This window comes from Oryzomicrobium terrae, assembly GCF_008274805.1.
GTDB lineage: Bacteria > Pseudomonadota > Gammaproteobacteria > Burkholderiales > Rhodocyclaceae > Oryzomicrobium > Oryzomicrobium terrae.
The window spans coordinates 160221-173926 of sequence record NZ_CP022579.1 but is presented as its reverse complement, the minus strand read 5'-3'; the positions used below and the strand labels follow the sequence as shown (position 1 = coordinate 173926).

Below are 13706 nucleotides of genomic sequence, written 5' to 3'. Positions count from 1 at the left end.
GCGCTCAGAAATCCCAGAACAGGCTGAACTCGCCGCCGATGCGCTGATAGTAGGGGTTGCGGTACTCGCCCACGCGCATCTGCACGCCCCAATCGCGCTGCACCCACTCGCGCCAGGTCAGCATGGTGTCGCGACTGGAGAAGTTGCTCAGGGCGGTGGTGTCCCCCACCACCTGGTAACCCTCCTGGCCGTGGGCGAAGCGCAGGGAAATGAAGCGCTCCTTGTCGCGGCCGTAGGTGACCGCCACGTTGTAGTAGTCGGTGATCACGCTGCCCGGGTTGCTGCGGTTGATGCGCACGCCGCCCTCGATCACCCAGGGGGCATCGAAGTAGTAGGCGGCGCCGAGGGTCAGGGCCAGATCCCGGTGCACGTCCTTGGCCTTGATGGCGGAAACGCCGACACCGATCACCAGGTTGCGCGCCTCGAGGAACTTGCGGTTGAGCACCACGTCGCCGCGGGCCCGGGGCAGGAAGAAGCCGCCGTCGCTGCTGCTCACCGCGGTGGACACGTACCAGTCGTCGTTGATGACGTGGGTGTTCCCCAGGGCGAACAGGATGCCGCCGGCGCCGAACTGGCTCAGGTTGGCCACTTCCGCCGCCCAGGTGTTGTTCGGGTCCGAAGCCAGCACCCCCCGCACGAACTGGCCATTCCAGTTCTGATAACCGGCGGTCAGGGCACTGAAACCGAAGCCGACGTCGATGCTGCCATGGGGCACGAAAGGCTCGGGCTCCCCGGGCGGACCGGGCACCTCGGGCTCAGGCTCACCCGGCTCCCCGGGTTCGCCAGGTTCCCCCGGGGGTCCGGGAGGCCCGGGAGGCCCGGGAGGCCCCGGCGGTCCGGGGGGGCCCGGCAGATCGTCGTCTGCGCCGGCATCTGCCGGCTGGCCTTGGGGTTCCGCCGCTTTGCCGCTGGCGGGCGGCACGGCAGCCGGCGGGGGCGGGGCCATGAAAGGAGCATCGGTACTGGCATTGACCGGGGCAGCGGGGGCATTGGCCACCACGTCCAGCGGGCCCCCCGCGGCGGCTTGGTCCGCCCCCCAGGCGCTCGAGGTCAGGCCGAGCAGCAGGGTCAGGCCGAGACGGGAGAAGCGGAAAGCCATGGGAATTGGGGGGCAAGGTTGGTGGACAGGACCTGGGCGATGCGCTGGCCGGCATGGCCGTCGCCGAAGGGGTTGATGGCGTTGCGCATGGCCGCCGCGGTTTCGGGCCGGGTCGCCAGCTCGCGTACTGCAGTGACGATGGTCTGGCGGTCGGTCCCCACCAACCGGCCGGCGCCGGCCTCGATCAGTTCGGGGCGCTCGGTGGTCTCGCGCAGCACCAGGATCGGAGTATGCACCGCAGCGGCCTCTTCCTGTATGCCGCCGGAATCGGTCAGCACCAGCCAGGCCCGGTGCAGCAGCCACATCAGGGCCGCATAGCCCATGGGCTGGGTGAGGAACAGGCGCTCGGCCGCTTCCGCCGGCAGCTCGTCGAGAACGGCATGGACCGTCTCCTTGACCCGGGGATTGGCATGGACCGGCCAGACCACCAGCAGGTCGGGGGATTCCAGCAGCAGGTCGCGCACGGCGCCGGCGATATTGGCCAGGGGGCCATCCAGATTCTCCCGGCGGTGCGAGGTGACCAGCATCAGGCGGCGCCCCGGCAGCAGCGCCGGCAGGCGGGCCAGATCCCGCTGCAGCTCGGGGATGGCCGCTTCCTTGGCGCCGTCCATCTGGCCGGCCAGGTGCACCGCATCGACGATGGTGTTGCCCACGGTGTGGATGGTCTCGGCGGCGATGCCTTCGCGCAGCAGGTTAGCGCGGGCCTGGGCCGTGGGGGCGAAGTGCCAGCTGGCGAGGCGCCCGATCAGTTCCCGGTTCTTCTCTTCGGGGAAGGGATCGTAGGCGCAGTGGGAGCGCAGCCCGGCCTCCACGTGCCCCACCGGGATCTGCTGGTAGAAGGCAGCCAGGGCGGCCATCAGGGCACTGGAGGTGTCGCCGTGCACCAGCACCGCCGACGGCGCGCTGTCTTCGAGGATTTTCCCGATCTTGTCGACCATCAGCGACGACAGGTGGGAGAGGGACTCGCGGCGCCGCTCCAGCTCCAGGCTGAGGGCCGGCTGCATGCCGAAGAATTCGTACATCGGGTTGGCCATCTCGCGATGCTGGCCGGTATGCAGCACCAGGGGACGCAGGTTGGCCGCCTTCAAGGCGTGGTAGACCGGCGCCATCTTGATGATCTCGGGCCGGGTGCCCATGCACAGGAGAATGGAACTGGAAAGAGTCATGGCAGTGCCTTACGGGTGAATTCGAATGCGAAGGTGCGACCGTGGCCCGCGACCACGCGCCAGGCGCGGCCGATGTCCTCGACCCGGCCTGCGCCGCCGACGATGCGGGGAGCCGCACCAGCCTGCTTGGGGACTTCCCAGGCCAGGCCGCTCAAATCGGTAGGATGGCTGGCGTTCATTACCAGGCGGTCGCCGCGCCCGCTGTAGGCCCAGGTCGCCTGTTCGCGCCGGTTGAGGAAATCCGCCGCTCCGGCCATGGTGGTCCAGCGGAAACGGCCGGCGGCGGCAAGCTCCCGGGTGTGCGCGAACAGCGCACGCAGGGCCTCGGGAAAGCGGTGGAAGCCGTGGGGGTGGGAATAGATGGTGCGCAGGGTGCCCGTGTCGGCGGCGAAATCGGCGGCGGCGGTGAGCCAGCCCTTGACCTCGTCGTCGCTCAGGTCCTCTTCATCGAATTCCTCGAAGGCGGCCATGTTGCCCAGGATGAGCACCGGGAAGGACCAGATGCGCTTGGCGTTGAGGCGACCGTTGCGATAGCTGCGGGTGGGGGCCATGCCGGTGTTGCCGGTGAAGTAGTAGGCCACCATGTTGTGGGCCTCCAGCCATTCGGTCACCCACTCCGGCTGATTGCCCATGGGCGCCGAATATTCCCGGGACGGCTGCCCGGCAATGGCCGCGACCGCCTTCTCGTTCATCTCCAGGTACTGGACCATCTCGTCCCTGTTGGTGTCGTTCACCCGGCCGCCGAAGTAGTTGTGGATCCAGCCGCCGTGGTCCCCCAGAGCGTCCCCCCGCTCGCGGAAGCGGTTCACCCACTTGCGCACCTGGGCGTTGTGCTCCAGGTCGAGGCCCTGCTTGTCGCCGAAGACGGCCATGTCCGGACCGGCGGTGAAGTGGATCGAGAACGGCCCCTGGTCCAGGGCGCCGAAGCTTTCCAGGCGCTCGAACTCGGGGGTCGAGGCGTTGGAGTCCACGTGCCAGTTGAACACCAGGCCGCCGATGCCGTCGGCGGTGGCCTTCAGCACCGGCAGGCCGAGCCGGTCGAACACCAGGTGGTGCAGGAAGGTGTGCAGCAGCGTCCCGTCGGTCTGGCCCTTGAGGTAGCCGATGGGGGTGTTGACGAACAGCACGCCGCCCTGGCCCACCTTGCGGTAGCCGGCCGCCAGCCCGCCGGATTCGCTGGCGAGCAATGCCTCGCCGGCATAGGCGCCGCGCGTGGGCAGGATCGGGTAGAGCAGGGCGCCGTACTGGTAGCCGGTAATGGCGAATGTCTTGCCGCCGAGCAGGGCTTGCGCCGCCGGCGCCTCCATGGCGACGGTCTTGCCCGGGGGCAGCTGCAACAGGCGCACACCCGTTTCCGTCGTCAGCAGCGGGCCGCGCTCGACGCCCCCCTGGCCAAAACGCTCCCGATCCGGGCCATAGCGCAGCCCGACCAGGTTCGACAGGGGCGAGGCGCCACCGGCCGGTGCGTCGCTGCTGATGATCGTGCCGCCGTCATAGACCAGCATCAGCTGGCCGCCCCGGGCGACGAACTGTTCGAGGCGGCCGACAAAGACCGGGGTGATGTCCCGGTGCAGGCCATCGGGCAGGATCGCCGCCGTGCGCCGGTCGCTCTCCCCCGGGCGCTGCAGGAAGTCCGAATCGCTGATGGTGCGCATCGGGATTCCTTCTTCCCGGGCTGCATCGAGCCAAATGGTCACCGCCGGGTCGGCCGGGTTCTGGCCTTCGGGCAGGATCAGGTACACGGCGTGCTCGGCCAGGGCGGCGTCGTCGCGCTCGCCCCACCAGACGTACAGGGCCGCCAGCCCGGCGAACAGCAGCCCCCAGGGCAGAACGGCGACGAGAAAGCGTTTCAGTGCAGCGAACATGGGGTATCGGGATCGACGTGGGTGGAAAGGCCCTGCCACAAGGCCTCTTCAAGGACATGCCAGCGGGCGCCGTGGCGCAACGGGGCGGTCTGGCGCACCCAGCACGCCACCGTGGCGGTATCGCCCTGCTGCTGGGCCACCTGGGCCACCAGCCCCCAGGGATAGTCGTCCACCGCCAGGGTCAGCCAGGCGTGGCGGTAACGGCGCATCCACTCGCGGTAGCCGATGGCTGGTTTTTTCAGCAGGGTGGGCAGGCCGTGCAGGGCGGGATAAAGTTGGGCGACCAGGTGGGGATAGAAGGCATCGGGCCCCTCCGCCTCGCTGGTATGGCGCAGCAGGCCGTCGGCCTTGGCGGGAAACAGCCACGTCAGGCGCCGTTCGGCCTGGTCGGTCTGGCGCCGCAGGCGGCGTGCTCCGGCCACATCGCCCATGGACTGGAGGCGGGCCGCCACGGTGCGCAGGGCGCCGACCACCTCGCAGTTGTCCATGAGCAGGGCGACGTGGAGCGTCGGGGAGATCACGTAGCCGCCCAGGCGCGGATCGTAGAGCTTGTCCAGGGCGGCACGGCTGCGCGCGGCGCTGTCCTGCCAGGCCGGCGGCAGACCGCTGTCGGGGGCCGTGACATAGAGCAGCTCCAGCCACAGGGCGAGCAGGGAATCGTCGGCGTCGGCCTCCTGGCACTGGCTCCAGGCGCCCTCGGAGTCGGCGCAGTAGCGGCCGAACAGGCCGTCCCGGGTCGGCCGCGCCAGCATCCAGTCGATCCAGCGCCGGGCCGGGCCGGTGACGTCCAGACCCAGTTCCCGGGCCGCCAGCAAGGCCTTCAGGGCAAAGTAGGGATCGACGAAATCGCCGTTGCGGTGGACCGTGATGGCGCCGTCGGCCCGCTGGTAACCCACCAGATCGAGATCCGCCGCCTGGGCCAGCCAGGGCGAAACGGCCAGGCTGAGGCCCAGGGCGAGCCGAGCGAGCAGGCGTTTGACCGGGCTCATGCCAGCACCTCGCCGCCTTCCCGGGCCCAGACCGAACCATGGACCAGGGCGCCGGGGGCAACGCGGATGTGCGGCGCGGTGATGGTGGTGGGATGCTCCGGCGTGCCCACCACGCAACCCGGCCCGATTTCCACCACATCCTCGGCGACGATCGGGCCCAGGGCGCGGCTGTCCTGGGCCAGGAACACGCTGCCGGCGGCCACCACGCTGCCCAGCACGCAGCTGCCGGCCGCCAGGGTAACGTCCCGGTTGCCCTTGACCGAACCGGCGACGAAAGCGCCTTCGCCGACCTGCAGCCCGGCGGCGGCGATCAGGTGACCGCGGTGCCAGCACTGGGGCTGGACGGCGAGGTCGCCGCGCACCAGCCAGCGGCCGACGTCGTTGGCCTGTACGCGGGACGGCAGCGCCAGGGCAGGCCGGCGTTGCAGCACCAGGCGGGCCGGGCGGGCAGGGGGGGCCACCGGGGTGAATTCGATGCGGGGGGCGAAGATGCGCCCGAACTGGCTGCCCGGCCCCACGGCCAGACGACGCACGGCCGAGGCCCGGCCGTAGAGGCGCGAGCGGACACCCACCACGGCCTCGCCTTCGGCGTGGATCCAGCGCATGACGTAGCTTTCTGCCGCCAGATCGATGTCGCCCTTGGCCAGGGCCGCCCGCAGCACCAGGCCGGGGCCGCCGTGGATCGCGCCCTGGGCGAAGATCTCGCCGGAGTAGATGCGTTCGCCGGGCAGGGTGAGGTCGCCCGGGGAGAGGATCAGGCGCTCGCATTCCCGCCGTTTTTCCTCCTCGTCATCGAGGTGCAGTGGCTGACCGGGGGCCACGGCGATGATGCGGGTGCCGTTGGCCAGGGCCCCTTCCACCTGGCCAGCGCTGCTGCGTGCCTGCTCCAGGTAGGGGCGCAGCTGGGCATCGACGAAGCGCTGGAAGCTGGCGGCGAAATGACTGATGCTGCCGTCGTACTCGCGCACCACCCGCAGCGGCGCGTTGTCGCTGGGGCGCCACCATTCCAGCGCGGCGGGAACGAGAGGCAGGAGGAAGAGCACGGCGCAGCTCAGTGCCAGGAGCAGGAGTCCCATCATGCTCACCGCAGCGCGCCGATCTGGTGGTGGGGCGTCGACCCGGAAGGCAGCGCCACGTGCGGTGCGCCCGGTTGGCGGTAGCGTACGGTCTTGTCCCACACCAGGTTGCGGCGCAGCAGCCAGTCGAAGAAGAACTGGTTCCAGGTGGCCCGGGCGATGGCCAGCAGGCTGATCAGGAAACCGAACAGGTTGAGGGGCAGCAGGCGGATGCGGTTACGGTTGCCGTCCAGATGCACCGCCGCCGAGATCTCGAAGTAGGCGGCGAAGTTGCCCAGGGCGCCGTAGCCCATCAGGGCGAACATGGCCAGGGCGCCGGACAGCCACTGGTTGGTGGTGCAGTAGAACAGGAAGATGGCCAGGATCCAGCCGAACAGCAGCAGCGGCGACATGGCATACACCCCGAGCAGCAGCAGGCCGTCCACCCGCTCGGCGAAGCTCACGCCACGGCAGAACAGCAGGCGCCCGGCGTAGCGCAGCGCGGCCTGGTTGTGGCCCTTGGCCCAGCGCATGATCTGGCGCACCCGCACCGGCCAGCTTTCCGGCACTTCCTCGTAGCACTCGGAGCGGTTCTGGTAGACCGTCTTCCAGCCGGCCAGGAGCAGGCGGTAGGTCAGGTCGGTATCCTCGGCCAGGGCGTCGTCGCGCCAGCCGCCAATGCTTTCCAGGGCGGCGCGGCGTACCCCGCCCACGGTGCCTCCGTACTGGGGCACCATGCGCAGGTTCATGCGCGCCTGCTGGTCCACCTGGTAGCCGCCGGACCGCTCCAGGTCGAGCAGGCGGGTAAGGAGGTTGCTGCCGGTGTTGAGCGGCACCACCCGGCCCATCACCGCGCCGTTTTCCGGGTCGAGGAAGGGGGCCACCAGCTGCTTGATCAGGCCCTTGCCGGGCACGTAGTCGGCATCGAAGATGATGATGATGTCGCTGTCCACCAGTTCGGTGGCGTCCTTCAGCGCCGCCGACTTGCCCGGCTTGCCGCCGGTGCGGTGGAACGGCGTGATGCGCCCGGGAAAGCGGGCCACGTAGCTGTCGATGATTTCCTTGGTGCGGTCGGTGGAACGGTCGTTCACCGGCATCAGGCGGATGCGCTCGGGCGGGTAGTCCACGTCGAGCAGGGCCTCCAGGGAGTTGGCGATCACCGCCTCCTCGTTGTGGGCGGCGATGAACACGGTCACCGTCGGCCAGACCGCCGTGTCGATATCCACGTAGGGGTGGCGCTGCCGGCCGAACAGACGGTTGAAGGCGAAGTAGTAGTGGCGGACGGTATAGATAACGATCAGCCCGAGCACGGCAAACAGCAGCATCTGGGCGATCACCGCCGTCTCGTTGGAGATCATCGACAAGCGCGAGCGGACGAACCCCGTGTCCGGAGGCAGGGCCTGCCAGGCCTGGATCGGCTTGAAGCGCAGCACGGACGTGGGGGGCACCTCGGCGCCGTAATAGGTCGGCGCTTCAGCCGGCGCCACGGCGGGCGACGGGGGCGACGGCATCGCATCGGCGGCGTGCGGCGCGGTAGCCGCGCACAGCAGCCATCCCCCCATCAGGCACGCGGCCAGACGGCCTACCGGGCGGATAATTTTGGGGAGGATGGACATGGGCGCAAGGAGCGGACGAATAACGAGGCCGCAGCTTACGACTCCAATTGGCTCGGCGGAATGAAATATTTTGCACTGCACGAAATATTTCCAGCAAAAGCCTGCCGAACGTGCGTTTTGTCACTAAAAACCCAGTAAAAAACCAGGGAAAGCCAGTTTTTGTCAGCTTTTGTCAGAAAACAAATCGTTCATTTCGGTTCTTTTGTCATGCCCATTTGGCATCAAGGCCGACGCCGCCCCGCCCCGTTCCGCCTGTGCCGCACCAACGAATCCCGTTGGGGACACCCATAGCCCGGTGGCGCCCGGTCCAGCGTCCCAGGCGGACAGGGTCGGTGGTTGGCCCCGAGCCCCTGCCTCCCCACGCCGCGCTTAGCGGGCCGCCGTGCCGGCGCTCCAGTCCGCCCGCACCCGCAGGTAGCGGGGAAAGCGCGGCAGGCCATGCTCGGTGAGGCCGTTGTGGCGGTAGGTGACCCAGGTCCCCACGGGGGGCGGATTGCGCCGGGCGGCATCGTCCAGGCCACTGCCCAGGCCGAAGCGGCGCCCTTCCGGGGTTTCCACCAGCAGGGCCCCCAGTTGGCCCCGGTACTTGCCCTTGCCCGGCAGATAGCCCACCACCCGGGCTTCGCCGTCGTCGTAGGGCTTCACCTTGAGCAGGTCGTCGCTGCGCCCGGCCTGGTAGCGGGAATCGCCGCGGTGCAGCATCAGGCCTTCGCCGCCGTCGGCCACCACCGCCGCCAGACGGCGGCGCAATTCCCCCTCGCTGGCGACGCGGAACTGGACCACCGCCTGCACCCAGGGCTGGCCGATGGCCGCCACCGCCACCTCCAGGGCCACCAGGCGTTCATCGAAAGTGCCCGAATGGGCCGGCAGGTCGAACACCAGGTACCGCAACTGACGCCAGTCCGCCTCTACCGCCACCTGCTGACGCACCGTCCCCGCCGCCCGGGCAAAACCGCCCCGACCGGCCCACAGCTCGCCATCCAGGGGCGTGGCCGGCCAGCCGGCGGTGAACCAGGCCGGAGCGGCGATCGGTTCCCCGCCCCGGCTCCACAGCTGCCGGCCGTCCCAGTAGCCGCGCACCCCGTCGTATTTTTCGCTGACCCAGTAGGCGCCCAGGTCCACCCCGGTGCCGGGCCGGTAGGTCCGGGCCAGCAGCAGGGCTGGGTCGGCAAGGACGCCGACGGGCAGCAGCATCAGGCCGAGGGCAAGGATCAGGGCGCGCATGGCCGCTCCAGGAAAGGGGATACGCCACAATGCCATACGCATTTAACCGCCACCACGACCACAACATGTAGTCAAAAAACTAAACACAAGCACTACATCTAGTGGTTTTTTCTTGACGCGGCTTTTCCCTCTCCGGTACATTCCCGGCCACGATGGTTTCCCCTTTAGGGGATGAAACTGGAATTCGGTGCGGCGGGGCGTTTGCCCGCAACCGCCCAAGCCGAAGCTGCCCCCGCAACTGTAAGCGGTGAGCGCGCCCCATCCGCCACTGGACGCCACGCCGTCCGGGAAGGCCGGGGCCGGAGTGGATGCACGCAACACCACCGTGCCGCCACGCTGCCAACGCCACGACCCGCGAGCCAGGAGACCGGCCATCGCCGCAGCGCCGTGCTGTGCGCCCATCCGGGCCTGGCCGGCGCGTTCTGCGTTCTGACTTGGGGCGGGGTGCCCCCGGGAAGGAGTGGCGGTCCGCCCCGGGCCGCCCGGGTGCAACGACGACGGCCGGCCCCTGGCCCGGCGCCGCGGTGCCCCGCCCCTCCGCTTCCGGTCGCTCCCCTCCCGCCACGGGGAGTTACCTGCATGCACCACCCTGCCATCACCGCCGAGCGGAGCCCCGCTCCGGCCACCGCCCTGTCCCACGCCGCCGGCCCCGACCTGACCGACACCGCCTTCAACACCGGCCTCGGCGTCAGTGTCAGCGCCCGCAGCTTCGAGGTGATCCGCCGCAACGGCGCGGTGGTGGCCTTCAACCCGGACAAGATCGCCGTGGCCCTGACCAAGGCCTTCCTGGCGGTGGAAGGCCACCAGGGCGCCACCTCGGCCCGCATCCGCGATGTGGTCGGCGAACTCACCGCCACCGTGGTCAACGCCCTGACCCGGCGCCTGCCCGGCGGCGGCACGGTGCACATCGAGGACATCCAGGACCAGGTAGAACTGGCCCTGATGCGCTCCGGCTCCCACGACGTGGCCCGGGCCTACGTGCTCTACCGCGAAAAGCGCGCTGCCGAGCGGGCCGCCCAGGCCGCCGCCGCGCCGGCCAGCGACGCGCCGGTGCTGCACGTGGTGGATGGCGACATCCGCCGCCCCCTGGACCGGGCCGCCCTGCTGGCCACAGTGCGCGAAGCCTGCGCCGGCCTGGCCGACGTTTCTGCGGACACCGTGCTGGAACACGCCCTGCACAACCTCTACGACGGGGTGCCGGTGGTGGCGGTGCGCCAGTCCCTGGTGCTGGCCGCCCGCACCCTGATCGAGCGGGAACCGGCCTACAGCAAGGTTTCCGCCCGGCTGCTGCTCGATTCGATCCGCGTCGAGGTGCTCGGCCAGCCCACCGCCCACGGCGCCATGACCGCCGGCTACGCCGAGTACTTCCCCCGGGCGATCCGCCGCGGCATCGCCGCCGAACTGCTCGACCCGCGCCTGGCCGAGTTCGACCTGGAGGTGCTGGGCCGCGCCCTGGTGGCCGACCGGGACCTGCAGTTCGACTACCTGGGCCTCCAAACCCTCTACGACCGCTACTTCCTGCACGTGGATGAGCAGCGCATCGAGCTGCCGCAAACCTTCTTCATGCGCGTGGCGATGGGCCTGGCCCTCAACGAGATCGACCGGGAAGCCCGGGCCATCGAGTTCTACAACCTGCTCTCGTCCTTCGATTTCATGAGCAGCACGCCGACCCTGTTCAACAGCGGCACCCGCCATTCCCAGCTGTCGTCCTGCTACCTGACCACCGTCTCCGACGACCTGGAAGGCATCTACCAGTCGGTCAAGGAAAACGCCCTGCTGCAAAAGTACGCCGGCGGCCTGGGCAACGACTGGACCCCGGTGCGCGCCCTGGGCAGCCGCATCAAGGGCACCAACGGCAAGAGCCAGGGGGTGATTCCCTTCCTCAAGGTGGTCAACGACACCGCCGTGGCGGTGAACCAGGGCGGCAAGCGCAAGGGGGCGGTGTGCGCCTATCTGGAGAGCTGGCACCTGGACATCGAGGAATTCCTCGAACTGCGCAAGAACACCGGCGACGAGCGCCGCCGCACCCACGATATGAACACGGCCAACTGGATTCCCGACCTGTTCATGCAGCGGGTGATGAACAACCAGGACTGGACCCTGTTCTCCCCCAGCGACGTGCCCGACCTGCACGACAAGTACGGCAAGGCCTTCGCGGCCGCCTACACCGCCTACGAGGCCCGGGCCGAGCGGGGCGAGATCAAGCTGTTCAAGCGCATTCCCGCCGTGCAGCTGTGGCGCAAGATGCTGACCATGCTGTTCGAGACCGGCCATCCCTGGATCACCTTCAAGGACGCCTGCAACCTGCGCTCGCCCCAGCAGCACGTGGGCACGGTGCACAGCTCCAACCTGTGCACCGAGATCACCCTCAACACCTCCGACACCGAGACCGCCGTGTGTAACCTGGGCTCGGTGAACCTGCCGGCCCACCTGGTGCAGGTGGACGGCCAGTGGACCCTGGACCAGGCCAAGCTCAAGCGCACCATCCGCACCGCCATGCGCCTGCTCGACAACGTGGTGGACATCAACTTCTACGCCACCCCCAAGGCGCGCAACGCCAACGTGCGGCACCGCCCGGTGGGCCTGGGCATCATGGGCTTCTCCAACTGCCTCCAGGCCATGGGCCTGCCCTACGCCTCGGACGAGGCGGTGGTCTTCGCCGACCGTTCCATGGAAGCGGTGTGCTACCACGCCTACTGGGCCTCCACCGACCTGGCCGAGGAACGGGGCCGCTACTCCAGCTTCACCGGCAGCCTGTGGGACCAGGGCATCCTGCCCCTGGACTCCCTGCAACTGCTGGAAGACGCCCGGGGCGGGTTCGTCGAGGTGGACCGCGGCGCCACCCAGGACTGGGAGGCCCTGCGCCAGCGCATCGCCCAGGTGGGCATGCGCAATTCCAACTGCGTGGCCATCGCCCCCACCGCCACCATCTCCAACATCGTCGGCCTCTCGGCCTCAATCGAACCCGAGTACCAGAACCTCTACGTCAAATCGAACCTGTCCGGCGAATTCACCGTGGTGAACGACGCCCTGGTACGCGACCTGAAGGCCCTGGGGCTGTGGGACGAGGTGATGGTGGCCGACCTCAAGTACTTCGACGGCTCCCTGGCCCCCATCGACCGCATCCCGGCCGAACTCAAGGCCCGCTACGCCACCGCCTTCGAGATCGACCCGGTGTGGCTGATCGAGGCCGCGGCGCGGCGCCAGAAGTGGATCGACCAGGCCCAGTCCCTCAACCTGTACGTGGCCGTGGCCTCGGGCAAGAAGCTCGACGAAATCTACAAGCTGGCCTGGACGCGGGGCCTGAAGACCACCTACTACCTGCGCACCCTGGGCGCCACCGCCATGGAAAAGACCGGCGCGCCGATCGACCGGACGGCCGTGCCCGCAGCCCCGGCCGAACCCAAGTTCTGCGCCATCGACAACCCGGATTGCGAGGCCTGCCAATGACCGCCTTCCTGCTCAACGACTGGGACGACGGCCCCGCCGTCGCGACCCCGCCCGCCCAGGCCCCTGCGCCAAGCCCCGCGCCCATGGCCGATCTCCAGGCAGGCATCTTGGAAAGCCGCGCCCCTATTGGTTCTTCGACCATGCCGGCCGGAGAACAAGCACTGGCGCGGACTTTGGCCCAGCCCACGGCGGGCCTCTCCCTCGCCCCGATCAACCCGGAGGACAAGCGGGTGGTGAACGGCAAGGCCGACATCAACCAACTCGCCCCCTTCAAGTACCCCTGGGCCTGGGAGTTCTTCCTCAACGCCAACCGCAACCACTGGACGCCCCTGGAAATCTCCATGGCCCAGGACGTGCACGACTACAACCACAAGCTGACGCCGGCCGAGCGTCACGTCTTCGAGAACGTGCTGTCCTACCTCACCACCTCCGACATCCTGGCCATGCGCAACATCGGCCTGGCGGTGATGGAAAAGATGAGCGCCCCGGAATTGCAGATCTACCAGGCCCGCCAGGTCTACGAGGAAGCCCTGCACACCTGGACCTACCAGCACTGCATCGAGAGCCTGGGCCTCAACCAGCAGGAGATCTACAACCGCTACCGGGTGGTGCCGCAGATCCACGGCAAGATCGCCCTGGCCAACCGGCGCCTCAACGCCGTGCTCGAATCGGGCAAGGACCTGACCGACCGGGACGCCCTGCACGAATTCGCCCTGGCCTACCTGTTCTTCGCCGGGGTATTCGAGGGCTGCTGGTTCTACAACGGCTTCACCCCCATCTTCGCCCTGCAACGCCGGGGCCTGATGAAGGGCGCCGCCGAGCAACTGCAATACATCATGCGCGACGAAGTGCTGCACTGTGCCTTCGGCATCCGGGTGGTGCGCCAGCTGTTGCAGGAAGAGAACCTGACCCTGGACCCGGCCGCCCTGCGCCGGATGTGGGACGAGGCCGAGGCCGCCGAATCGGCCTACGCCGGCTACATCCTGCGGGAGCCCATCCTCGGCTACAACGCCGACCTGCACCGGGGCCAGTTCCGCTTCATCGCCAACCGCCGCGCCCGCCAGCTGGGCCTGGCCGAGCCTTTCCCCGGCGCCGAGAACGTGCTGCCCTGGCTCGACGAGCAGGCCAACCTGCGCAAGGAGAAGAACTTCTTCGAGACCCGGGTCACCGAGTACCAGACCGGCGGGGCGCTGACCTGGGAGTGAGGCGGGAGGCGGGGTTGGGATAAGGCGGGTCGTGACG

General features: G+C 68.9%; 9 protein-coding genes and 1 riboswitch. Of the genes, 2 read left to right on the top strand and 7 right to left on the bottom strand.

The features are described 5' to 3' along the window. Positions 1-4 precede the first annotated feature (4 nt). The 7 genes from OTERR_RS00755 to OTERR_RS00720 form a co-directional block, all read right to left on the bottom strand. Positions 5-1099 carry a YaiO family outer membrane beta-barrel protein gene (locus OTERR_RS00755; RefSeq protein ID WP_187775273.1) on the bottom strand — a complete coding sequence of 365 codons (1095 nt, stop codon included), beginning with the start codon at positions 1097-1099 and terminating at the stop codon, positions 5-7. Next, a complete protein-coding gene (gene wecB, locus OTERR_RS00745) occupies positions 1069-2265 on the bottom strand; it encodes a non-hydrolyzing UDP-N-acetylglucosamine 2-epimerase (RefSeq protein WP_223115973.1) in 1197 nt (398 codons plus the stop codon). The genes OTERR_RS00755 and wecB overlap by 31 nt, the downstream gene beginning before the upstream one ends. After that, positions 2262-4130 (bottom strand): polysaccharide deacetylase family protein, encoded by a 1869-nt coding sequence (locus tag OTERR_RS00740; protein WP_149424547.1) that lies wholly within the window; start codon positions 4128-4130, stop codon positions 2262-2264. The genes wecB and OTERR_RS00740 overlap by 4 nt, the downstream gene beginning before the upstream one ends. Continuing rightward, on the bottom strand, positions 4115-5119 hold the full coding sequence (locus OTERR_RS00735) for a hypothetical protein (RefSeq protein WP_149424546.1): 1005 nt from the start codon (positions 5117-5119) through the stop codon (positions 4115-4117). The genes OTERR_RS00740 and OTERR_RS00735 overlap by 16 nt, the downstream gene beginning before the upstream one ends. Continuing rightward, positions 5116-6195: a bactofilin family protein gene (locus tag OTERR_RS00730; protein ID WP_149424545.1), complete on the bottom strand. Its 1080-nt coding sequence runs from the start codon at positions 6193-6195 to the stop codon at positions 5116-5118. The genes OTERR_RS00735 and OTERR_RS00730 overlap by 4 nt, the downstream gene beginning before the upstream one ends. 5 nt (positions 6196-6200) lie before the next feature. Beyond that, positions 6201-7790, bottom strand: coding sequence for a glycosyltransferase family 2 protein (locus OTERR_RS00725; protein ID WP_223115972.1), 1590 nt, complete (start codon positions 7788-7790; stop codon positions 6201-6203). 369 nt (positions 7791-8159) lie between these two features. Further along, positions 8160-9014, bottom strand: a complete 855-nt coding sequence (locus OTERR_RS00720) for a DNA ligase (RefSeq protein WP_149424544.1) — start codon at positions 9012-9014, stop codon at positions 8160-8162. 136 nt (positions 9015-9150) lie between these two features. Then, positions 9151-9404: riboswitch (cobalamin riboswitch) on the top strand. 189 nt (positions 9405-9593) lie between these two features. Here OTERR_RS00720 and OTERR_RS00715 point away from each other — a divergent pair. After that, entirely contained in the window at positions 9594-12464 is a 2871-nt protein-coding gene (locus tag OTERR_RS00715; protein ID WP_149424543.1) for a ribonucleoside-diphosphate reductase subunit alpha, read from the top strand. Continuing rightward, positions 12461-13669, top strand: coding sequence for a ribonucleotide-diphosphate reductase subunit beta (locus OTERR_RS00710; RefSeq protein ID WP_246154237.1), 1209 nt, complete (start codon positions 12461-12463; stop codon positions 13667-13669). The genes OTERR_RS00715 and OTERR_RS00710 overlap by 4 nt, the downstream gene beginning before the upstream one ends. The last annotated feature ends 37 nt before the right edge of the window (positions 13670-13706 follow it).

Excerpts from the sequence above, each read along its gene's own strand:
- OTERR_RS00715 (WP_149424543.1), top strand. The coding sequence starts at position 9,594 with ATGCACCACCCTGCCATCACCGCCGAGCGGAGCCCCGCTCCGGCCACC.
- OTERR_RS00740 (WP_149424547.1), bottom strand. The coding sequence starts at position 4,130 with ATGTTCGCTGCACTGAAACGCTTTCTCGTCGCCGTTCTGCCCTGGGGG.
- OTERR_RS00725 (WP_223115972.1), bottom strand. The coding sequence starts at position 7,790 with ATGTCCATCCTCCCCAAAATTATCCGCCCGGTAGGCCGTCTGGCCGCG.
- OTERR_RS00735 (WP_149424546.1), bottom strand. The coding sequence starts at position 5,119 with ATGAGCCCGGTCAAACGCCTGCTCGCTCGGCTCGCCCTGGGCCTCAGC.
- OTERR_RS00730 (WP_149424545.1), bottom strand. The coding sequence starts at position 6,195 with ATGGGACTCCTGCTCCTGGCACTGAGCTGCGCCGTGCTCTTCCTCCTG.
- OTERR_RS00755 (WP_187775273.1), bottom strand. The coding sequence starts at position 1,099 with ATGGCTTTCCGCTTCTCCCGTCTCGGCCTGACCCTGCTGCTCGGCCTG.
- OTERR_RS00720 (WP_149424544.1), bottom strand. The coding sequence starts at position 9,014 with ATGCGCGCCCTGATCCTTGCCCTCGGCCTGATGCTGCTGCCCGTCGGC.
- OTERR_RS00710 (WP_246154237.1), top strand. The coding sequence starts at position 12,461 with ATGACCGCCTTCCTGCTCAACGACTGGGACGACGGCCCCGCCGTCGCG.
- wecB (WP_223115973.1), bottom strand. The coding sequence starts at position 2,265 with ATGACTCTTTCCAGTTCCATTCTCCTGTGCATGGGCACCCGGCCCGAG.